The sequence below is a fragment of the Mycobacterium sp. P7213 genome (genome assembly GCF_900604305.1).
Lineage (GTDB): Bacteria > Actinomycetota > Actinomycetes > Mycobacteriales > Mycobacteriaceae > Mycobacterium.
On sequence record NZ_UWOA01000020.1, the window covers coordinates 58,925 to 79,645 of the forward strand.

The window sequence follows — 20,721 nt, forward strand, 5'->3', positions numbered from 1 at the left end:
TCAGCCGAACTGCGGCTTGCGCTTCTCCCGGATGGCGGCCAACCCCTCGTGCACGTCGGGACCGGAGAAACCGAGGAACTCCAGCCCCAACGCGGTCTCGAAGGCCGGCGCGAACTGCCGATACCAGTAGTTGAGGCTGTGCTTGGTGAAGCGGATCGCGTCTTGGGCGCCGTGCGCCAGGTCGTCGGCGATGCGGGTCGCGGTGGCCAGCACCTCGTCGTCGTCGACGCACTTGGAGACCAGTCCGATTCGCTCGGCCTCCTCGCCGTGCAGCGTTTCGCAGGTCAGCAGGTAGTACTTGGCCTTGGCCATGCCTACCAGCAGCGGCCAGCAGATCGCCGCGTGATCCCCCGCGGCCACCCCGAGCTTGGTGTGGCCGTCGATCAGTCGGGCGGTGCGCCCCGCCACCGAGATGTCCGCGAGGAGTGCCACCACCAGTCCTGCGCCGACGGCCGGGCCATTGATCGCCGAGATCACCGGCTTGGAGAAGTTGACCATGTTCAGCACCAGATCGCGGGCCTCGCGCAGCACCTGCATCCGTCCGGCGTGATCACCGACGATCTTTTCGATCAGCTCGAAGCTGCCGCCGGCAGAGAAGGCCCTGCCCTCACCTCGCACCAGCACCGCCCGCACGTCGTCATCGCGGTCGAGAGCCGGCCACACGTCGGCGAGATCACGGTGCATCTGCGGGCCCACCGAGTTCAATCCCGGCGCGTCCAGCACCAGCTCCAGCACGCCGTTGTCGCCGGGCTCCAACCGAAGGCTGGGGAAGTCGGCGGAGGCACGGTAACGCGGGGCGTCAGTCATCATTCGTTTCTACTCGACGGCCCCACGCCGCGACACTGCGGCCTCCCACTGGCACGTCCGTGCAACCGCCCCGCGGCGGGCTGATGTTCTGGGTGAATCCGCAACGAGCGCAAGCGTTTTCGGGTCAGTCGGGTGGCCGTCGCGGGGGAGTGCCGAGACCCCGCATTCGGCCCCCCGAGATTTAGGTCTGCCTTTCTAGTTTCTACAAAATCACTTGTGTAAACTCTCTGCCCATGGCATATGTGATCGGGAAGCCGTGCGTTGACGTGATGGACCGGGCCTGCGTGGAGGAGTGCCCGGTTGACTGCATCTACGAAGGCGGACGAGCCCTTTACATCCACCCGGACGAGTGTGTGGACTGCGGAGCCTGCGAGCCGGTGTGCCCGGTCGAGGCCATCTACTACGAAGATGACCTCCCGGACGAGCTCCAGCCGCACCTGGCCGACAACGCGGAGTTCTTCACCGAGGCGCTGCCCGGGCGCGATGAGGCGCTCGGCTCGCCCGGCGGCGCCGCCAAGATCGGCCCGCTGGGCATCGACACCCCGCTGGTGGCCAGTTACCCACCCCAGGGGGAGTGAGCGACATCGCCAAGCCGCCTGTACCACCTGGAGGACGTCGCCTCGACGTTCTGCGGCTGGTACAGGCCGCCGACGAACCGCTGAGCATCGCCCAGATCGCCGACGAGCTGGGGGTGCACCCCAACACGGTGCGTTTTCACCTGGACACCCTGGTTGAAGAAGGTCGCGTCGAGCACACCGAGCCCGATCACAAAGGACGCGGACGCCCCGCGCTGATGTTCCAGGCCATCCGCCAGATGGACCGGGGCGGAACCCGCCGGTTCCGGCTGCTCGCCGAGATCCTCACCATCGGGCTGGCCGCCGACGCCGACCCCAGCGGCAAAGCACTGGCTGCCGGCCGGGCGTGGGGGCATCGGCTGCGGCCGCTGCACCAGCCATCCGGTCCCGTCGACGCCGAAGAATCCACCGACCACCTGCTCGAGATGCTCGACGAGCTGGGCTTCGAACCCGAACGCCTGGAATCCAATGACCCGGGAGACGAGCAACTCGGTCTGCGACACTGCCCGTTTCTGGAGCTCGCTGAAACCTCCACTCAAGTGGTCTGCCCGATCCATCTCGGGCTGATGCAGGGAGCCCTGGAGGCCTGGGACTCGCCGGTGACCGTCGACCGACTCGATCCGTTCGCCAAACCCGATCTGTGCGTGGCACACCTGAAGTCGGCCACCCGCAACGGAAGCCCGGTCGAGCTCTCGCCCCCTACCGCGGTACGTGCGGAAGGGCCCACCGGGTGAGTGCCGGCGCCTCGGTCGCGATCGCTGCGACATTCATCTGGCTGGGGATGGTGACCGCGATTTCGTTCATGGAGGCGCCGCTGAAGTTTCGGGCGCCCAACGCGACCATCCCGATCTGTCTCGGCATCGGCCGGTTGGTCTTTCGGGCCCTCAACTCCGCCGAATTCCTGCTGGCCGCCGTTATCGCGGTCACTTTCGCGATCGAGCGGCCGACCATGGGCGTCGTGGTGACCTACGCGGTTGCCCTGGGGATGCTGGTGGCTCAGGTGCTCGCGGTGCGCCCGGCATTGGGTCGACGCGCTGATCAGGTGCTGTCCGGACTGGAGGCGCCCCGCTCGCGGGCGCACTACGCCTACGTCGCACTCGAGCTGGTCAAGGTTGCCGCGCTGGTGCCGTTGGGCGTCCTGCTGCTGTCCCACTGAACCGTCCCACCGAGCGTGAAGGAGAACCCGATGGAATCGACCTCGCTGAATGTGCTGGCCGACGAGAAGCTCGCCGAGGCCACCCAGCATCACAGCGGCCGGGCGGCCCACACCGTCTACGGCGGATCGGTGCATCACCTACGCCAGACCCTGGTTGCACTGCAGGCCGGCCAGTCGCTGGCCGAGCATGACAGCCCGGGAGAGTCGACCCTGCAGGTGCTGCGCGGCCGGGTGCGCCTGACCGCCGGCGACGACAGCTGGGAGGGGGCAGCCGGCGACCTCGTCACGTTGCCGCGCACCCGCCACGCCCTGGAGTCGCTGGAAGACGCCGTGGTGCTGCTGACGGTCGCCAAGAGCGCCTCGCACTGAGCGTGCCGCTGAGCACACCCTGGTCGCAGCAGTCCGGTCTGCGGTTACCCATCCTCAACGCCCCAATGGGCGGGGTGGCCGGCGGCCGGCTGGCCGCCGCCGTCACCGCCGCGGGCGGGCTGGGCATGATCGGAATGGGCAGCACCGCCACGGCGGCCTCGCTGGCCGCCGAGCTGGCCGCGCTCGGGGCCGCACCGCGGTTCGGGATCGGCTTGGTGGACTGGGTGATCCGCGATCAGCCGGACCTGCTGGACGCCGCACTGGCGGCCCGCCCGACGCTGCTGTCGGTCAGTTTCGGAGCCGACCTGTCGTGGGTGGAGCGCGCCCACGCGGCCGGGATTCTGGCTGCCACCCAGGTCTATGACACCGACAGTGCCCGACGTGCCCAAGACGCCGGACTGGACGTGCTGGTGGCGCGCGGCGCCGAGGGCGGCGGCCACGGAGAGATCCGGCTGGCCACCTTGCCACTGCTCGACGCGGTCCTGGACAGCGTCGAGGTGCCGGTGCTGGCCGCGGGCGGGATCTCCGGGCCGCGCAGCCGCGCAGCCTCGCCGCCGTGCTGGCCGCCGGTGCGGCCGGGGCGTGGCTGGGCACGGTCTTCTCGGCGTGCCCCGAGGCCCTGACCGGCGAGGCTGCTCGCCGCACACTGATCGCGGCCGCCGGCACCGACACGATCACCACCCGCGTCTTCGACGTCGGGCAGCGCCTGGACTGGCCGGCACGGTTTCCGTCGCGGGTGCTGGGCAATGACTTCACCGGCCGCTGGATCGGCCGCGAGGACGATCTGGCCGGCGACCGGGAGGCGGGCGCGGAACTGGCCGCCGGGATTGCCGCCGACGACCAGCGCATCGCCCCGGTCGATGCGGGTCAGGGCGTGGGCATGCTCACCGACAGCCGCCCGGCGGCAGCGGTCCTCAACGAGCTATGCACCGGGGCGCAGCGCCTGCTGGCGCGCTGGAGCTAACGACAAGCCGGTGTTTCGCCGACGCTGAGCACCACGCAGCACCGAGACGGATCGGGGCTCAGCCGCGCCCGCGGGCAGTACGGCGTGAGAGCGGTCGCGACGCCGCTTATCAGTTCGAGATTCATGGTGCAGGCCAATTCCTTCTGGGTCTGGGCCAGCGCGTGGAATGGGCAGTTGGCCAACTGCACCTCGCCGTCGTCATCGCGCGGCTCGTAGCCGTGGTCGACGAGTACATCGGTGGCCAACTCGAGTGCGGTCGCCGCGTCGACCGGCGGTCGGCCCTCGGCGGCCGCCGTGCCGATATCCCGGCCGTAGTCGCGGGCAAGTCTATGGAGCACCTGGACCGCCGGCGTGCCGGTCTGGGCGGATTCGGCGATCGCATCGGCCATCAACCGGCCCGCCAGTTCGTAGGCTCGCGGCGGCAGGCTCACCGCGATCTCGTGCGGGGACCGCTGGTAGCGCTTCGAGGGGCGACCCGCGCCGGGTCCGGAGCGACCGGTCAGCCGGGCGTAGTCGCTTTCCAGTAAGCCGTCGGCCTCCAGCCGGTCCAGATGAAACTTCGCCTGGTGGCGTGCGATCCCGGTTGCCGCTGCGGCCTCATCACGGCTGACCGGGACGGGTTGAGAGGCGACGAATCGATACAGCTCACGGCGGACTGGGTCGGCAAGTGCGCCGATTCCCGTCAGGTCGTGGTCCGGATTGAGCATCATCCTCCGAACTTCTATCGAACAAATCTATTGACATTAGAGCTTACCCCGTTCTAACGTACAAAAAAATAATTTTTAGAAATGGAGGATGTCATGAGCACCACCGATAGTCACAGGTCGCCGGTACTTTCGGCGCGGTTCAAGGACCCGTCATTCGAGGCGTTCTTCTTGCTGCGCTCCCTATTCACGGTCGCCCCGATCTTGTTCGGCGTGGACAAGTTCTTCAACGTGTTGCCGCACGTCCCGGGAAGCGCGGCATCGAGTCACTGGGACAAGTACCTGGCGGGCTGGATCAATGGCCTCCTGCCCGGCAACGGAGACCAGGCGATGTACCTGATCGGAATCATCGAGATCGTTGCCGGACTTCTGGTTGCGATCGCCCCGCGGATCGGTGCTTGGGTGGTGGCGGCGTGGCTGGCCGGCATCATCGTCGACCTGATCACCTTGTCCGGCTACTACGACGTCGCTCTGCGCGATTTCGGACTGTTGGTTTCGGCCGTGGTGCTGGGACGGCTGGCCCTGGCTGAGCACGCCCGTCGGGTGCCTTGACTCCGCCACAATTCCATCGGGTCCATCAGGACCGCGACCGCAGTACGGTTGATCCGATCGGTCCGTGCTGCGGTCGCGCGTTGTCCCGGGCGACATCACACCGCCCGCAGATAGCGCTTGGCGATGGTGCGCTGCGCCAGCCGCCCGATCGGACCGGCTGCCCTGGTCCACCAGGTGGCGGGCCGGGAGAACGCCCGCACCTGCGCGTACACCGTCTCATCGGCCGGGTCGTAGCGCACCGAGAACAGTTCCTCACCGGATTCGGGATGCCCGGCCAGCGTGCCGTAGGCGAAGCCGCGCCGGTTGAGCTCGTTGACGACGTAGACCACCCGGCACGGCGCGCTCAGCACGCCCAGACGTACGCGCGCCACCGCGTCCACCGCGGCGATGTCGCTGTCGGCGTGCACCCGAACCCCCAGCCCAGCGCCGCGCAACATGCCCCAGCGCAGCACCGCATCGGCGGCCTCCTCGAAACGCCGGCGACCCTTGCCGATCGGCGCGGTCAAGTCGAGATGGTGATACCCGGCCGGCAGCGTTGCGGCGGTAGCGCCCACTTCGGCGTACGTGAGCGGCAACCCACGCAGCGTGCTCAAGTCCACGGCCCAACCTTGCCATTGCGGGAGTGCCGCCGGCACCCCAATCGCCGGAACGTTAAATAGGGGAGTGAGTGCCCCACACGCCGGCGGCGGCTTCAACCCACCCGAACCGACCGACAAGGGCGGGCCGGACTACGGCCGGTTCCTGGAGAACGTGCGCGACCTGCAGGACCACGCCCGCGCCGCCGACGCCCCCGCCGAGGTGATCAGCCGCGCCGCCGACGCGCTGGCAGAGGTGTGCGCGCTGCTGGCGCCGTTCGACACCGATGAATGGTCCTCACCGTCCGGGCGACGGCTGGACCTGCCGATGCGCGGCAACCTGCTGGCAGTTCCGATGAAGCTCAAGAAGGGCGACGACGGGCGGTTGCGCGGCTGGGCCCGGTTCCGGCGATTCCACCTGGGGCGCAACGGCGCGGCGCACGGCGGGGCCATCGGGTTGCTGTTCGACTCGGTGCTGGGAACCGCGTCCTGGCTGCTGACCGGTGGGCCCTATCAACGCACCGCCTACCTGCACCTCAACTACCGCCAGATCGTCCCGATCGACAAGGAGTTGCAGGTCGAAGCGTGGATCAGCCGGACGGAGGGGCGCAAGATCTTCGTCGAGACCAGACTCTGCGACGGCGACACCGTACTGACCGACGGCGAGGCGTTGTTCGTGGTGCTCAAACCCGGCCAACCATGACGCCGGCGTACTCGCGAACGGCTGGCCACCGGTGCCCCGATAGCATGGTCGCGGACGTTTCTAGCCCCTAGCTACCCCCTTGGAGACCACGTCATGACCGCGCCCGCCATCCCCGCCCCGGAAAGCCCGATCCGGGTGGCTGCCGGGACCACCGCGGCCGCGGCGGTGCGCGCGGCGGGCCTGCCCGACCGGGGAGCCCCGAACGCCGTTGTGGTGGTGCGCGACGCCGAGGGCCGACTGCGCGACCTGAGCTGGACTCCCGACGTCGATGCCGAGGTGACGCCGGTGGCCGCCGACACCGACGAAGGCCGCAGCGTGATCCGGCACTCCTGCGCCCACGTGCTGGCCCAGGCGGTGCAGGACCTGTTTCCGGCCGCCAAACTCGGTATCGGCCCGCCGATCACCGACGGCTTCTACTACGACTTCGACGTACCCGAGGCGTTCACCCCCGAGGATCTGGCCAAGCTGGAGAAGCGGATGCGCGCCATCATCAAGGACGGGCAGCTGTTCTCTCGGCGCGTCTACGAATCCAAGGACGCCGCTCGCGCCGAGCTGGCCGGTGAGCCCTACAAGCTGGAGCTGGTTGACGACAAGTCTGGTGACAGCGACATCATGGAAGTCGGCGGCGACGAACTCACCGCCTACGACAACCTGAACCCCCGCACCCGGGAACGGGTTTGGGGTGATCTGTGCCGTGGCCCGCACATCCCGACCACCCGGTTCATCCCCGCGTTCAAGCTCACCCGATCCTCGGCCGCCTACTGGCGCGGTGACCAGAACAACGCCAGCCTGCAGCGCGTCTACGGCACCGCATGGGAATCGCAGGAGGCACTGGACAGTCACCTCGAACTGATCGAGGAGGCGTTGCGCCGCGATCACCGCAAACTCGGGGTCGAGCTGGACCTGTTCAGCTTCCCCGACGAAATCGGTTCGGGGCTACCGGTTTTCCACCCCAAGGGTGGAATCATCCGTCGGGAGCTCGAGGAGTACTCGCGGCGCAAGCACATCGAGGCCGGTTACCAGTTCGTCAACACCCCGCACATCACCAAGTCCGAACTCTACGAGACCTCCGGACACCTGGAGTGGTACCGCGAAGGCATGTATCCGGCGATGCACATCGACGCGGAGTTCGCCGAGGACGGCACACTGCGCAAGCCGGGCCAGGACTACTACCTCAAGCCGATGAACTGCCCGATGCACCACCTGATCTTCCGGTCGCGTGGACGCTCCTACCGGGAACTTCCGTTGCGGCTCTTCGAGTTCGGCAGCGTCTACCGCTACGAGCGTTCCGGCGTGGTGCACGGGCTGACCCGGGTGCGCGGGATGACTCAGGACGACGCGCACATCTACTGCACCCGCGAAAGCATGCGTGACGAGCTGACCTCGTTGCTGCGCTTCGTGTTGGACCTGCTCGCCGACTACGGGCTGGACGACTACTTCCTGGAGCTGTCCACCAAGGACCCGGAGAAGTATGTCGGTTCCGACGAGGTGTGGGAGGAGGCGACCGACACCCTGCGTGAGGTCGCCGAGGCGTCCGGGCTGACCCTGGTGCCCGACCCGGGCGGCGCCGCCTTCTACGGGCCGAAGATCTCGGTGCAGGTCAAAGATGCGCTGGGGCGCAGCTGGCAGATGTCGACAATCCAGCTCGACTTCAACATGCCCGACCGCTTCGAGTTGGAGTACACGTCGTCCGACGGGACCCGGCAGCGACCCGTGCTCATCCACCGGGCGCTGTTCGGTTCGATTGAGCGCTTCTTCGGTGTCCTGACCGAGCACTACGCGGGTGCCTTCCCGGCCTGGCTGGCGCCGGTCCAGGTGGTCGGCATCCCGGTCGCCGACCAGCACGTGGCCTACCTGGACGACCTCGCCGGGCAACTACGCAGTCACGGGGTGCGAGTCGAGGTCGACGCCAGCGACGACCGGATGCCGAAGAAGATCGTCAACCACACCAACCAGAAGGTGCCGTTCATGCTGCTGGCCGGCGACCGCGATGTCGAGGCGGGCGCGGTCAGCTTCCGGTTCGCCGACCGCACGCAGATCAACGGGGTGCCGCGCGATGAGGCGGTGGCGGCCATCGCCGGCTGGATCGCCGCACGCGCCAACACCGTGCCGACCGCGGAGACGGTCAAGGTGGGCCTCGAGTCGGGCTCCGAGGCGAGTGAGGCGACGTGAGCGGCGACCACACCGGCGAGGAGGCGATCGTCGACACCGGCGCCGGTGATCCCGACCGACTGGAGCGACTGTGGACGCCCTACCGGATGAACTATCTGGCCGAGGCGCCGCTGAAGCGTGCGGACTCCGGGTCGGCGCGATCCACCCAACCGTTCACTGATATCCCCACGCTCTCCGATGAGGACGGGCTGGTGGTGGCGCGCGGTGAGCACGTCTATGCGGTGCTCAATCTCTATCCGTACAACCCGGGCCATCTGATGGTGGTGCCCTACCGGCGGTTCTCGGAGTTCGAAGACCTCACCGATGACGAGGGCAGCGAGCTGATGGCGTTCATCCAGAAGGCGATCCGCGTCATCAAGGCCGTGTCACGCCCGCACGGGTTCAATGTCGGGATGAACCTCGGCGAGTCGGCCGGCGGGTCACTGGCCGAGCACCTGCACGTGCACGTGGTGCCGCGCTGGGGTGGCGACGCGAACTTCATCACGATCGTCGGCGGCTCCAAGGTGATCCCGCAACTGCTGCGCGACACCCGCCGACTGCTCGCCGACGAGTGGGCCAAGCAGTAATGAGCAGGCTGCCGTTTCTGTCGCGGGCAACGTTCGCCGGCATCACCACGCCGGTGGCGCGGGTCCTGCTGCGAGCCGGACTCACCGCCGACATCGTCACGATGGTGGGCACCGCCGGCGCGGTGTTGGCGGCGCTGACACTGTTCCCGACCGGTCAGCTGTTCGCCGGCACCCTGATCGTCTGGTTCTTCGTGCATTTCGACATGGTCGACGGCGCGATGGCCCGGCAAAGCGGCGGCGGCAGCGCCTTCGGCGCCGTCCTGGACGCCACCTGCGACCGGATCAGTGACGGCGCGGTGTTCTGCGGGCTGGCCTGGTGGGCGGCGTTCGGCCTGGACAACCCGCCACTGGTGGTGGCCACTTTGATCTGCCTGGTCACCTCGCAGGTGATCTCCTACATCAAGGCCCGCGCGGAGGCCAGCGGACTGCGTGGTGACGGCGGCTACATCGAGCGGCCCGAACGGCTGATCATCGTGCTGGTGGGCGCCGGACTGTCCGGCCTGCCGGTCTTCCCGCTGCCGTGGGCGTTGCCGGTGGCGATGTGGCTGCTGGCAGTGGCCAGCCTGATCACCTGCGCCCAGCGGCTGCACACCGTGCGGACCTCGCCGGGCGCGGTGGAGCCGTTGCCGCAGATGTCCGACAGTTCCGACGGTGAGGAAACCGCGGGACCGTGACCTTCATTCCGAGCGGCCTGCGAGTTCCCGGGCTCAGTCAGCTGGATGCCTGGGCCACCGACGCCGGATTCGCGGCGGGTTGGATGCTGGTGCGCGCGATGCCGGAATTCTTCGCGCGCAACGCGTTCGACGCCGGCGCCCTGTTCGCCTCGCGCGGCGGGGGACCCGAGCAGCTGCGCAAGAACTTGGCCCGCGTCGTCGGGGTGGCGCCGCAGGAGGTCTCGGCGGAGCTGATGCGGGCCTCGCTGACGTCCTATGCGCGGTACTGGCGTGAGGCGTTCCGCCTGCCCGCCATGGACCACGTGGCGCTGGCGGCGCAGCTGCACGAAACGGTGCGGGGCCGCGACCACGTCACCGCGGCGCTGGCGGCCGGACGTGGGGCGGTGTTGGCGTTGCCGCACAGCGGCAACTGGGACATGGCCGGGGTATGGCTGGCCCAGACCCACGGCGGATTCACCACTGTCGCCGAGCGACTCAAACCCGAATCGCTCTACCGGAGGTTCCTGGCGTTCCGGGAGAGTCTGGGTTTCGAGGTGCTGCCGCTGTCCGGCGGCCCCCGGCCACCGTTCGAGGTTCTCGCCGAGCGACTCTCCGGCAACGGCCTGGTGTGTCTGATGGCTGACCGTGACCTGACCCGCAACGGAGTGGCGGTCAACTTCTTCGGCGACGTCACGCGGATGCCGGCCGGTTCGGCGAGACTCGCGATCGAGACCGGCGCACCGCTGCTACCGGTGCACTGTTGGTTCGACGGAGCGGGCTGGGGCATCGATATCCAGGCCCCGCTGGACTGCAGCAGCGGGGAGGTCGGCGTGATCACCCAGGCGCTGGCCGACAAGTTCGCCGAGGGCATCGCGACGTACCCGCAGGACTGGCACATGATGCAGCCGCAGTGGATCGCCGACCTTCCCGAATCGCGACGGGCGCGCTTGGGGGAGACCTGATGCGGATCGGCATGGTCTGCCCCTACTCGTTCGATGTGCCGGGCGGGGTGCAGGCTCATGTGCTGCAGCTGGCGGAGGTGCTGCGCGCCCGCGGACACCACGTCAGCGTGTTGGCGCCGGCGTCGCCCGATGTCGTGCTGCCCGACTATGTGGTGTCTGCCGGCAAGGCCGTCGCGATCCCGTACAACGGTTCGGTGGCCCGACTACAGTTCAGCCCGGCTGCCTATCGCAAGGTCAAACGGTGGCTCATGAAGGGCGACTTTGATGTGCTGCACCTGCACGAGCCGAACGCCCCCAGCCTGTCGATGCTGGCGCTGAACGTGGCCGAGGGCCCGATCGTGGCGACGTTTCACACCTCGACCACAAAATCGCTGACATTGAGTGTGGTGCAGGGCCTGCTGCGGCCGATGCACGAGAAGATCATCGGCCGCATCGCGGTTTCCGATCTGGCCCGGCGCTGGCAGATGGAGGCCCTGGGCTCTGATGCGGTCGAGATCCCCAACGGGGTCGACGTGGCTGCGTTCGCGACGGCGCAGCCCCTGCCGGGTTATCCGCGGGCGGGCCGCACGGTGCTGTTTCTCGGCCGCTACGACGAACCGCGCAAGGGGATGTCGGTACTACTGGGAGCGCTGCCGGCTCTGGTCGAGCAACACGCCGACGTGCAGGTGTTGATCGTCGGGCGAGGCGACGAGGACGACTTACGCCGCAACGCAGGGGAATTGGCGAGCCACCTGCGTTTCTTGGGTCAGGTCGACGATGCCGAGAAGGCCTCGGCCCTGCGCAGCGCCGATGTGTACTGCGCTCCCAACACCGGCGGGGAGAGCTTCGGGATCGTCCTGGCCGAGGCGATGGCCGCCGGAACCGCGGTGGTCGCCAGCGACCTGGACGCCTTTCGCCGGGTGCTGGGCGACGGAGAAGCCGGTCGGCTGGTCCCGGTTGACGACTCCGCGGCGTTGGCCGCCGCCCTGATCGAAGTGCTCGACGATGATGTGCTGCGGGCGTCGTATGTGGCGGCCGGCGCGGAGGCGGTCCGCCGCTTCGACTGGCCGGTGGTCGCCGACCAGATCATCCGGGTCTACGAGACGGTCGCCGGGGTCGGCAGCAAGGTGACGGTGGGCGACTGATGGAGCTGACCATCGTGGCAACCGTGCTGGTGCTGGTCGTGGTGGCGGTGCTGGCCGCCGCGGTGGCCTGGGCGTACCAGACCGCCAACCGGCTCAACCGGTTGCATGTGCGCTGTGACCTGTCCTGGCAGGCGCTGGACGGGGCGCTGGCGCGCCGCGCGGTGGTGGCCCGGGCGGTCGCGATCGACGCCTACGGGGACCAGGTGGCCGGCCGGCGGCTGGCGGCCGTTGCCGATGCCGCCGAGCGGGCGCCGCGCCACGCGCGGGAGGCCGCCGAGAACGCGCTGTCGGCCGAGCTGGCGATGGTCGATGCCCAGTCGCTGCCGCATGTGATGGTCGCCGAATTGGCGGACGCCGAAGCGCGAGTGCTGTTGGCCCGCCGGTTCCACAATGACGCGGTCCGTGACACGGTGGCACTGCGGGAACGACCGCTGGTTCGGGTCCTGCACTTGGGTGGAACGGCGTCGATGCCAACGTATTTCGAGATTGTGGAGCGCGCAGGCATGGTCGCCCACGGCGGTCTCGGAGTGCTGGACCCGCGCGTCTCGGCGCGGGTGGTGCTGCTCGACGAGGGCGGATCGGTGCTGTTGTTGTGCGGTCACGATCCGGCGCTGGCCGATGATGCGGCCAACCCGGCGCCACGGTGGTGGTTCACCGTCGGCGGGCAGGTGCTGCCGGACGAGTCACTGGCCGAGGCGGCGGCCCGCGAACTGGCCGAGGAGACCGGTCTGCGGGTCGAACCCGGTGCGCTGGTCGGACCGATCTGGCGGCGCGACGCGGTGTTCGAGTTCAACGGCGAGCGCCTCGACAGCCAGGAGTTCTTCTTCGTCCACCGCACTGCGCGGTTCGAGCCGTCTGGGGTGGGCCGGACCGGGCTGGAGCAGCGCTACCTGCACGGTCACCGCTGGTGTGATGCCGCAGAGATCGCGTCCCTGGCCGCCAGCGGTCAAAAGGTTTACCCGCTGCAACTGGGTGACCGTCTGGCCGAGGCGGCTCGCGCGGCCGACGGCGTCGCCGGAGCCGATGCCGATCTTCGGCGGATTTCCTGACCGACGCGGCTTAGGCTGAACTGGCCTTGGCCCGTCATCCTCGCTACCCAGGGAGCCGCCATGCCAACACATCGCGCTGTTCACGTAGCCGCTGTCGATGCGCCGCTGACGCTTGTCGATGTCGAGACCGCCGCGCCCGGGCCCGGTCAGGTCCGTATCGCCGTCGCCGCCTGCGGTGTCTGCGGCACCGATCACGCCTTCGTCAGCGGTGGCTTCCCCGCCATGACCTGGCCGCTGACGCTGGGGCACGAGATCGCCGGCACGATCGCCGAATTGGGGCCGGGCGTGACCGACTGGCAGCTCGGCGAGCGGGTTGCGGTCGGCTGGTTCGGAGGACACTGCAACCACTGCATTCCTTGCCGCAAAGGCGATTTCATTCACTGCACCAACGGGCAGGTGCCCAGCTGGCACTATCCAGGCGGCTATGCCGAATCGGTGGTGGTTCCGGCCAATGCGCTGGCCCGTATCCCCGACGAGCTGTCCTTCGTCGAAGCCGCGCCCATGGGCTGCGCCGGCGTCACCACCTACCACGCGCTGCGATCGACCCGGGCGCGGCCGGGGGACCGGGTGGCGGTGCTGGGCCTGGGTGGTTTGGGACACCTGGGCGTGCAGTTCGCCCGGGCGATGGGCTTTGAGACGATCGCGATCGCGCGTGGCGCCGGCAAAGAAGCTGACGCCCTTGCCCTCGGCGCCCATCACTACATCGACTCGACCGCCGGGGACGTCGCCGCGGCGCTGGCCGCGCTCGGCGGTGCGTCGGTGGTGCTGGCCACGGCGGCCAATTCGCGCGCGATGGCCGACACCCTCGGCGGGCTGGCGCCACGGGGGGAGCTCGTGATCATCGGGGTCACCGGCGATCCGCTCCCGATCGCCCCCGTGCAGCTGATCACCCCCGGGCTCAGCGTCACCGGCCACCCGTCGGGCACCGCCCGAGATGTCGAGGAAACCATGGCCTTCGCGGTGCTGTCCGGGGTTCGGGCCCGTGTCGAAGAGCGTCCGCTTGCCCAGGCCGCCGAAGCCTATGCCGCCATGGCAGAGGGGCGGGCCCGCTACCGCATGGTCTTGACCGTCTGACCGACGGCCGGATTCAGGCGGCCGGCAACGTCGCGTCGTAATCCCAGCGGGTCGGCGGTCTCATGCCCGGCGGCATCCAGCTGATGAACATATGACCGGCCGGGTGGGCGCTAGGCGTCGGCATCACGCCCAACGCCGCGCGAACCTCGGTGATCGGCTGGTCCAGCAGCTCCTCATAGGGCGCTGCCATCAGGTTGTCGGCGCGTTGGCCGCGGCGGACCGCTTCGCGGAAGTAACGGAGTTTGCGCACTGGCGAGGCCGGGATGAGGGGTCCGAGCAGCCCGAGGGTCAGCGCCTTGAGTGCGCCGGACGGTTCCATCTGGCCGCAGTGAAACCCCAGATTGCCGAACTCGCCGCCCATGTCCGGACCGTAGCCGCCCAGGGTGTGGAACATGTCGTGTAGGGCGGTGCCGCGCCGCATCATGTAGAAGAAATCGTCGTCCCAGCCGCGACGCTCCGCGATCGGCCGGATCACCGTGTCCACGTCGAACACCCCGGCGTCCAAGCGATTGGTGCGCAGAAACGAGCGGTAGGCGTGGCCGAGCGAGCCGTGCGGCAACGAGGCCAGATAGTCGTCGTCGCCGAGCAGCGCTAACAGATCGGGCTTCTCGGCGAACAGGCGCCGGCCGTTGGGATGCGCGCGCAGTTGGTGATAACTGCGGGCCAGAATCGGAGCCGCCAAGCCGACGATCAACTCGAAGGCGGATCCTCCGTTGCGGCCCGGATCGGCCAGCAGTCGCCAGGAGCCGGCCACGGCCCGCCAGTCTCGTTGCTCGGGAACGCCGGTAGTCGTTGCCGCCATACGACGAGCCTTCCGTCGGAAACGCGGGGTGATGCAGTGCGGTTAATAATAGACATATGCCTTGGAATGTCCATATAACTCGGCCGGGCGAGACGTGACGCTTCGCGGCCGGGGGCGACCGCGCGGCGGCGGGAACCCGCCCGAGCACTCCCGAGAGCTACTGTTGGACGCCGCAGAGCGATCCTTCGCTCTGCGCGGATATCGGGCCTCGACCATGCAGGTGATAGCGCGGGAAGCCGGATACACCCGTGCGGTGATCTACCGCCACTTCGCCACCCGGGACGAACTGCTGGACGCATTGGTGGTGCGGGTGGCCGCACGCAAGATCGCCGAGATAACCGCGCGGCTGGGACCGCCCCATGACGCGGGCCACCTGGTGACGGAGTCCCTGGTCATCGTGGCGACCGAGGTTGCCCAGGACCCACTGCTGCGGGTCATTTCCGAGCACACCGACGAGGGCAACATCGCCGCGCTGATCGCGCGCTCGGCGACGCTGGGCGAGTTGCTTGCCGCGCTCTACGAGATGGGATTCCGCCAGGCCGGCCCGCAGTTGCGGCCCGGTCTGCATGCCCGCGACGCGGCCCGATTCGTGCTCTCGACAGCACTCGGACTGCTGCTGGGCCTTATCCCCGGCGCCCAGGACGCCGACCAGGTCCGCCGCTACGTGCGGGTGTTCGTATTGCCCGCGCTGCTCGCCGATCCACCACCGGCGGGGCTGGTGTTCACCACGTAGCGGCAATGAGCGGGAAAACGGCTGGCGGCGGCCCACTACACTGAGCGGGTATTACAGGCCAGCAAGGAGAAACATTCAGTGGACAGCGCGGCGCAGAACGGTTCGGCACCCGACGGGCAAACGGGTACTGCGCGAGTAAAGCGCGGCATGGCAGAGATGCTCAAGGGCGGCGTGATCATGGACGTCGTCACCCCGGACCAGGCCCGCATCGCTGAGGCCGCCGGCGCCGTCGCGGTGATGGCACTGGAGCGGGTGCCCGCCGACATCCGCGCACAGGGCGGGGTTTCGCGGATGAGCGACCCGGACATGATCGAGGGCATCATCGCCGCGGTCACCATCCCGGTGATGGCCAAAGTGCGGATCGGGCACTTCGTGGAGGCGCAGATCCTGCAGAGCCTGGGAGTGGACTACATCGACGAGTCCGAGGTACTGACCCCCGCCGACTACACCCACCACATCGACAAGTGGAAGTACACCGTGCCATTCGTGTGCGGGGCGACCAACCTGGGCGAGGCGCTGCGCCGGATCACCGAGGGTGCGGCCATGATCCGCTCCAAGGGCGAGGCCGGCACCGGTGACGTCTCCAACGCCACTACCCACATGCGATCCATCGGCGGCGAGATTCGTCGGCTCTCGTCGCTCTCAGAGGACGAATTATTCGTTGCCGCAAAGGAATTGCAGGCACCCTACGAGCTGGTCGCAGAGGTGGCCAGGGCCGGAAAGCTGCCGGTAACGCTGTTCACCGCGGGCGGTATCGCCACCCCGGCGGATGCCGCGATGATGATGCAGCTCGGAGCGGAGGGCGTGTTCGTCGGTTCCGGCATCTTCAAGTCCGGTGATCCCGCCGCGCGTGCGGCAGCCATCGTCAAGGCCACCACCTTCTACGACGACCCCGACGTGTTGGCTCGGGTGTCGCGCGGGCTGGGCGAGGCGATGGTCGGCATCAACGTGGAGGACATCGCGCAACCGCACCGGCTTGCCGAACGCGGCTGGTGACAACGGCGATGAGCGCTCGCGCGACGAGCAGACGGTCTTAGTGTGGCGATCGAAGAGATCCTCGACCTCGAACAACTCGAGGTCAACATCTACCGGGGGACGGTGTTCAGCCCGCTCTCGGCTGACAACCAGCGCACCTTCGGCGGGCACGTCGCCGGTCAAGCCCTGGTCTCGGCGGTGCGCACCGTGGATCCGCGTTACCGGGTCCATTCGCTGCACGGATATTTTCTGCGTCCCGGAGATGCCAAGGCGCCCACGGTGTTCACCGTGGAGCGGGTCCGCGACGGCGGCTCGTTCTGCACGCGGCGTGTCAACGCCGTTCAGCACGGCGAAACCATCTTCAACATGTCGGCCTCGTTCCAGACCGAGCAACAGGGCATTGAGCACCAAGATGTGATGCCCGATGCCCCCGACCCCAAGGACCTGCCCGACATCGCTGCGATGAAGGCCTTCGACGACGAAGGCTTCAAAGCGTTCGCCGAGTGGGATCTGCGCCGGGTGCCGCGTGAGCAGTTGCCGCACATGCCGGGCAAGGTTGCCGAGCAGCAGGTCTGGTTCCGCCACCGCGACCGGCTGCCCGACGATCCGGTGCTGCACATCTGCGCGCTGGCCTACATGAGTGACCTGACCCTGCTGGGCACCTCCTGGGCGATCCACCCGAGTGAGCGGGACCACTTGCAGGTGGCGTCGCTCGATCACGCGATGTGGTTCATGCGCCCCTTCCGAGCCGACGAATGGCTGCTCTATGACCAGTCATCGCCTTCGGCGGGCGCCGGCCGGGCGCTGACCCAGGGCAAGATCTACAACCGATCCGGGGACATGGTGGCCGCGGTCATGCAGGAGGGGCTGACCCGCTATCCGTCCGGATTTCAGCCGACGGGCCAGTGAGCGGCTCGCACATCGGTGTCCTCGCATTGCAGGGCGACGTCCGTGAACACCTCGCCGCCCTGAACGCTGTCGGTGCCGATCCGGTGCCGGTACGCCGCCGCTCCGAGCTGGACGCGGTGGACGCGTTGCTGATTCCCGGCGGGGAGTCGACCACGATCAGTCACCTGCTGCGCGAGCTGGAGCTGGCGGACCCGCTGCGAGACCGGCTGGCAGAGGGGATGCCGGCGTACGGCTCCTGCGCGGGAATGATCCTGCTGGCCAGCGAGATCCTCGATGCCGGCGCGCAGGGGCGCGCCGCAATTCCGTTGTCAGGCATCGATATGGCTGTGCGGCGCAATGCTTTCGGTCGTCAAGTCGATTCTTTCGAGGGTGATATCGACTTCGACGGTTTGGACGAGCCGGTGCACGCGGTGTTCATCCGGGCACCCTGGGTGGAGCGGATCGGCGAGGGCGTTCAGGTGCTCGCCGAGGCCGCCGGACATCCTGTTGCGGTGCGGCAAGGGCGCGTACTGGCCACCTCGTTTCACCCGGAGGTGACCGGAGACCGCCGTATCCACCGGCTCTTCGTCGACGTCGTCGAGGGGCGGGCCTGACCGGCGCGCCCGTGGCTGGCCGTCCGTTGGGTGACCGGGATACCGTCGTCGGGATCGGCCAGGCATGATGTCCGCATGGCAGATCTTGCGCGGGGCGGATTTCGCCGCGCAGTAAAACTGGCGAGCCTCCCGGCCGGAGTGGCAGGCCGCGCAGCGCTCGGTGTGGGCAAACGGATGACCGGCAAGACCAAAGACGAGGTCAACGCCGAGCTGCTGGAGAAGGCCGCCGACGAGATGTTCAAGGTGCTCGGCGAGCTCAAGGGCGGCGCGATGAAGGTCGGCCAGGCGCTGTCGGTGATGGAGGCTGCGATTCCTCCGCAGTTCGCCGAGCCGTTCCGCGAGGCGTTGGTCAAGCTCCAGAGCGAAGCACCGCCGCTGCCGGCCGCCAAGGTTCACCGGGTGCTCGACGCGCAGCTCGGCACCAAGTGGCGCGAGCGTTTCGCGTCCTTCGACGACACCCCCGCTGCCTCGGCGAGCATCGGGCAGGTTCACCGGGCGGTCTGGAAGGACGGCCGTGAGGTCGCCGTGAAGATCCAATATCCCGGCGCCGACGAGGCGCTGCGCGCCGACCTCAAGTTGATTCAGCGGTTCAACTGGGTCGCCAAGCAAGTCGTTCCCGGCGCTGACGTGGACCGGCTGGTCTCGGAGATCAACGACACCCTGGAAGCCGAACTCGAATACCGCCAGGAGGCCGATAATCAGCGGGCCTTCGCCAAGGCCTATGCGGACGACCCGAAGTTCTTCGTCCCGGCGGTGATCGCCAGCGCGCCGAAAGTGATCGTCTCGGAGTGGATCGACGGTCGGCGGCTGTCGGAGATCATCAAAAGTGGCACCAAGGAAGAGCGCGACTCGGCCTGCGCGTTGCTGCTGGAGTTCACCTTGAGCTCGCCGGCGCGGGCCGGGCTGGTGCATGCCGACCCGCACCCGGGCAACTTCATGATGTTGCCCGACGGCCGGCTGGGCGTCATCGACTTCGGTGCGGTGGCAGAACATCCCGAGGGCATCCCGCCGGGATTCGCTGAACTGCTGTGCTGGGCCCGTGACGAGCAATGGGACGAGGCAATCCGCCTGCTCAAGCAACTCGGGTTCATGCCGGCTGACTACGACTTGAGTGCCGAGCAGCTGGTGGAGTACATCCAGCCGCTGTGGCCCTACATCGACCCGCTGCGTTCGGGGGAGTTCCACTTCACCCGCGAGTGGTTCCAGAAGTCTGCGCTGGTCACCACCGATCCGATGGCGGAGGGGTTCGCCGACCGCTTCAAGATGGTACGCCGGCTGACCATCCCCGCTGGTTACGTCATGTTGCTGCGCACACTGGGCGGTTTGCTGGGCGTCGCCGTGCAGTTGGACGCCCACGTCGAGTACGCCGCGCTGATCGAACGATGGGCGCCGGGATTCTTCCCGCCCGAGCAGCCCCCAGCACGCGATCAGGACTGACACGTAGACTCGTCGCGCGAAGTTTTTGATGCAACAGTGAGGTAGGGCAATCGATGAGTGGCCATTCCAAGTGGGCTACCACGAAGCATAAGAAGGCTGTCATTGACGCTCGTCGTGGCAAGAATTTTGCTCGGTTGATCAAGAATATTGAGGTTGCGGCGCGGGTGGGTGGTGGGGATCCGTCGGGTAATCCGACGTTGTATGACGCTATTCAGAAGGCGAAGAAGAACTCGGTGCCCAATGACAATATTGAGCGGGCGCGTAAGCGTGGTGCTGGTGAGGAAGCTGGTGGGGCGGATTATCAGACGATCACCTATGAGGGGTACGGGCCTAACGGTGTGGCGGTGCTCATCGAGTGTTTGACCGATAACCGTAATCGGGCTGCTAGTGAGGTGCGGGTGGCGATGACGCGCAATGGGGGTCAGATGGCTGATCCTGGTTCGGTTGCCTACCTGTTCAGCCGTAAGGGCTTGATCACTTTGGACAAGAACTCCTTGACCGAGGATGACGTGTTGGCGGCGGTGTTGGATGCCGGTGCTGAGGATGTCAATGATGTGGGGGAGGGCTTTGAGGTGATTTCGGAGCCGGGGGATCTGGTGGCGGTGCGGACTGCGTTGGTGCAGGCCGGGATCGACTACGACTCGGCTGAGGCGAGTTTTCAGCCGTCGGTGAGCGTGCCGGTTGATGTCGAGGGTGCGCGCAAGGTGTTCAAGCTCGTCGAGGCGCTCGAGGATAGTGACGACGTGCAGAACGTGTGGACCAACGTCGACCTGTCCGACGAGGTCCTCGCAGCCCTCGAAACCGAATAGACGATTCTGCCCAGACCGCCGGTTTAGCTCACCGGGAATGCAATGCGGTACCCGTCGGTGGGGTTGCGTTTCCGATATCGCGAATCATGTGGCCGCGGAAGCGCGTTCGGAGAACAGGGCGGCCGCATAGATCAGCACCGCGGCTTGGCCTCTTCGCGGGCCGCTGCCTTTGCGTCATTTCCAGCCACATAGCTACGCTAGCTGCACTAGGGTCTGCTGCACGGATAGGTGACAGTTTCGGTCACGCGGCCTGACTGGCCGGTGTGGTCATGATCGTCTCGTATTCGATCGGGGTCAACCGGCCCAGGGCGATCTGGCGCCGGCGACGGTGGTAGGTGCGTTCGATCCAGGTGACAATCGCGATCCGTAGGTCTTCGCGGGTGGCCCAGCGGTGCCGGTCCAGGACGTTCTTCTGCAGCAAGCTGAAGAACGACTCCATGGCGGCGTTGTCGCCGGCG

General features: G+C 67.8%; 24 protein-coding genes and 1 pseudogene. 20 read left to right on the top strand and 5 right to left on the bottom strand.

Annotated features, from left to right (window positions below; genetic code table 11):
• Entirely contained in the window at positions 1–807 is an 807-nt protein-coding gene (locus tag EJK91_RS09815) for an enoyl-CoA hydratase/isomerase family protein (RefSeq protein WP_024441593.1), read from the bottom strand.
• Between the two features lie 233 nt (positions 808–1,040).
• Between EJK91_RS09815 and fdxA the strand changes: the two genes are divergently transcribed.
• From fdxA to EJK91_RS09840, 5 genes and pseudogenes are all read left to right on the top strand, one after another.
• Positions 1,041–1,385: a ferredoxin gene (gene fdxA / locus EJK91_RS09820; RefSeq protein ID WP_024441594.1), complete on the top strand. Its 345-nt coding sequence runs from the start codon at positions 1,041–1,043 to the stop codon at positions 1,383–1,385.
• On the top strand, positions 1,382–2,116 hold the full coding sequence (locus tag EJK91_RS09825; RefSeq protein WP_125078828.1) for a helix-turn-helix transcriptional regulator: 735 nt from the start codon (positions 1,382–1,384) through the stop codon (positions 2,114–2,116). Before fdxA ends, EJK91_RS09825 begins: the two co-directional genes overlap by 4 nt.
• A complete protein-coding gene (locus EJK91_RS09830; protein WP_125078829.1) occupies positions 2,113–2,538 on the top strand; it encodes a hypothetical protein in 426 nt (141 codons plus the stop codon). The genes EJK91_RS09825 and EJK91_RS09830 overlap by 4 nt, the downstream gene beginning before the upstream one ends.
• 30 nt (positions 2,539–2,568) lie before the next feature.
• Positions 2,569–2,907: a cupin domain-containing protein gene (locus tag EJK91_RS09835; protein ID WP_024441597.1), complete on the top strand. Its 339-nt coding sequence runs from the start codon at positions 2,569–2,571 to the stop codon at positions 2,905–2,907.
• A 65-nt stretch (positions 2,908–2,972) separates the two neighbouring features.
• Positions 2,973–3,871 (top strand): annotated as a pseudogene (locus tag EJK91_RS09840) (NAD(P)H-dependent flavin oxidoreductase).
• On the opposite strand, the gene EJK91_RS09845 reads toward EJK91_RS09840, so the two are convergent.
• Positions 3,868–4,578, bottom strand: a complete 711-nt coding sequence (locus tag EJK91_RS09845; protein WP_125078843.1) for a helix-turn-helix transcriptional regulator — start codon at positions 4,576–4,578, stop codon at positions 3,868–3,870. The pseudogene EJK91_RS09840 and the gene EJK91_RS09845 sit on opposite strands and share 4 nt — an antisense overlap.
• Before the next feature lie 93 nt (positions 4,579–4,671).
• On the opposite strand from EJK91_RS09845, the gene EJK91_RS09850 reads away from it, so the two are divergent.
• Entirely contained in the window at positions 4,672–5,127 is a 456-nt protein-coding gene (locus EJK91_RS09850; RefSeq protein WP_125078830.1) for a DoxX family membrane protein, read from the top strand.
• Between the two features lie 95 nt (positions 5,128–5,222).
• On the opposite strand, the gene EJK91_RS09855 is transcribed toward EJK91_RS09850, so the two are convergent.
• The gene (locus EJK91_RS09855) at positions 5,223–5,726 is read right to left on the bottom strand and encodes a DUF1990 domain-containing protein (protein WP_125078831.1); all 504 of its coding nucleotides are present in this window, start codon (positions 5,724–5,726) and stop codon (positions 5,223–5,225) included.
• A 64-nt stretch (positions 5,727–5,790) separates the two neighbouring features.
• Here EJK91_RS09855 and EJK91_RS09860 point away from each other — a divergent pair, with 64 nt between their 5' ends.
• The 8 genes from EJK91_RS09860 (at position 5,791) to EJK91_RS09895 (ending at position 14,005) form a co-directional block, all read left to right on the top strand.
• Entirely contained in the window at positions 5,791–6,405 is a 615-nt protein-coding gene (locus EJK91_RS09860; RefSeq protein ID WP_125078832.1) for a PaaI family thioesterase, read from the top strand.
• 93 nt (positions 6,406–6,498) lie between these two features.
• Positions 6,499–8,577, top strand: a complete 2,079-nt coding sequence (thrS, locus tag EJK91_RS09865; RefSeq protein WP_125078833.1) for a threonine--tRNA ligase — start codon at positions 6,499–6,501, stop codon at positions 8,575–8,577.
• Entirely contained in the window at positions 8,574–9,143 is a 570-nt protein-coding gene (locus tag EJK91_RS09870; RefSeq protein WP_125078834.1) for an HIT family protein, read from the top strand. Before thrS ends, EJK91_RS09870 begins: the two co-directional genes overlap by 4 nt.
• Complete coding sequence (pgsA, locus tag EJK91_RS09875) at positions 9,143–9,817, top strand: phosphatidylinositol phosphate synthase (protein ID WP_024441603.1); 675 nt, start codon at positions 9,143–9,145, stop codon at positions 9,815–9,817. The genes EJK91_RS09870 and pgsA overlap by 1 nt, the downstream gene beginning before the upstream one ends.
• The gene (locus tag EJK91_RS09880) at positions 9,814–10,758 is read left to right on the top strand and encodes a phosphatidylinositol mannoside acyltransferase (RefSeq protein WP_125078835.1); all 945 of its coding nucleotides are present in this window, start codon (positions 9,814–9,816) and stop codon (positions 10,756–10,758) included. The genes pgsA and EJK91_RS09880 overlap by 4 nt, the downstream gene beginning before the upstream one ends.
• Positions 10,758–11,882: a glycosyltransferase family 4 protein gene (locus EJK91_RS09885; RefSeq protein ID WP_024441605.1), complete on the top strand. Its 1,125-nt coding sequence runs from the start codon at positions 10,758–10,760 to the stop codon at positions 11,880–11,882. Before EJK91_RS09880 ends, EJK91_RS09885 begins: the two co-directional genes overlap by 1 nt.
• Positions 11,882–12,931, top strand: a complete 1,050-nt coding sequence (locus tag EJK91_RS09890; RefSeq protein WP_125078836.1) for an NUDIX hydrolase — start codon at positions 11,882–11,884, stop codon at positions 12,929–12,931. Before EJK91_RS09885 ends, EJK91_RS09890 begins: the two co-directional genes overlap by 1 nt.
• 60 nt (positions 12,932–12,991) lie before the next feature.
• Positions 12,992–14,005, top strand: a complete 1,014-nt coding sequence (locus EJK91_RS09895) for an alcohol dehydrogenase catalytic domain-containing protein (protein ID WP_125078837.1) — start codon at positions 12,992–12,994, stop codon at positions 14,003–14,005.
• 13 nt (positions 14,006–14,018) lie between these two features.
• Here the strand turns inward: EJK91_RS09895 and EJK91_RS09900 are convergent, their stop codons facing one another.
• Positions 14,019–14,807: a Coq4 family protein gene (locus EJK91_RS09900; protein WP_024441608.1), complete on the bottom strand. Its 789-nt coding sequence runs from the start codon at positions 14,805–14,807 to the stop codon at positions 14,019–14,021.
• A 61-nt stretch (positions 14,808–14,868) separates the two neighbouring features.
• On the opposite strand from EJK91_RS09900, the gene EJK91_RS09905 reads away from it, so the two are divergent.
• The 6 genes from EJK91_RS09905 (at position 14,869) to EJK91_RS09930 (ending at position 20,263) form a co-directional block, all read left to right on the top strand.
• Positions 14,869–15,540 carry a TetR/AcrR family transcriptional regulator gene (locus EJK91_RS09905; protein ID WP_125078838.1) on the top strand — a complete coding sequence of 224 codons (672 nt, stop codon included), beginning with the start codon at positions 14,869–14,871 and terminating at the stop codon, positions 15,538–15,540.
• Positions 15,541–15,618: 78 nt separating this feature from the next.
• Positions 15,619–16,536 (top strand): pyridoxal 5'-phosphate synthase lyase subunit PdxS, encoded by a 918-nt coding sequence (gene pdxS / locus EJK91_RS09910; protein ID WP_125078839.1) that lies wholly within the window; start codon positions 15,619–15,621, stop codon positions 16,534–16,536.
• Between the two features lie 42 nt (positions 16,537–16,578).
• A complete protein-coding gene (gene tesB / locus EJK91_RS09915; protein ID WP_046300315.1) occupies positions 16,579–17,424 on the top strand; it encodes an acyl-CoA thioesterase II in 846 nt (281 codons plus the stop codon).
• Positions 17,421–18,017, top strand: coding sequence for a pyridoxal 5'-phosphate synthase glutaminase subunit PdxT (gene pdxT / locus EJK91_RS09920; protein WP_046300316.1), 597 nt, complete (start codon positions 17,421–17,423; stop codon positions 18,015–18,017). Before tesB ends, pdxT begins: the two co-directional genes overlap by 4 nt.
• A 75-nt stretch (positions 18,018–18,092) precedes the next feature.
• Positions 18,093–19,454 (top strand): ABC1 kinase family protein, encoded by a 1,362-nt coding sequence (locus EJK91_RS09925; RefSeq protein ID WP_046300317.1) that lies wholly within the window; start codon positions 18,093–18,095, stop codon positions 19,452–19,454.
• A gap of 53 nt (positions 19,455–19,507) precedes the next feature.
• On the top strand, positions 19,508–20,263 hold the full coding sequence (locus tag EJK91_RS09930; protein WP_125078840.1) for a YebC/PmpR family DNA-binding transcriptional regulator: 756 nt from the start codon (positions 19,508–19,510) through the stop codon (positions 20,261–20,263).
• Positions 20,264–20,504: 241 nt separating this feature from the next.
• On the opposite strand, the gene EJK91_RS09935 is transcribed toward EJK91_RS09930, so the two are convergent.
• Positions 20,505–20,721: IS3 family transposase (locus EJK91_RS09935; RefSeq protein ID WP_164517872.1), on the bottom strand; the 217-nt coding region annotated here is incomplete at its 5' end.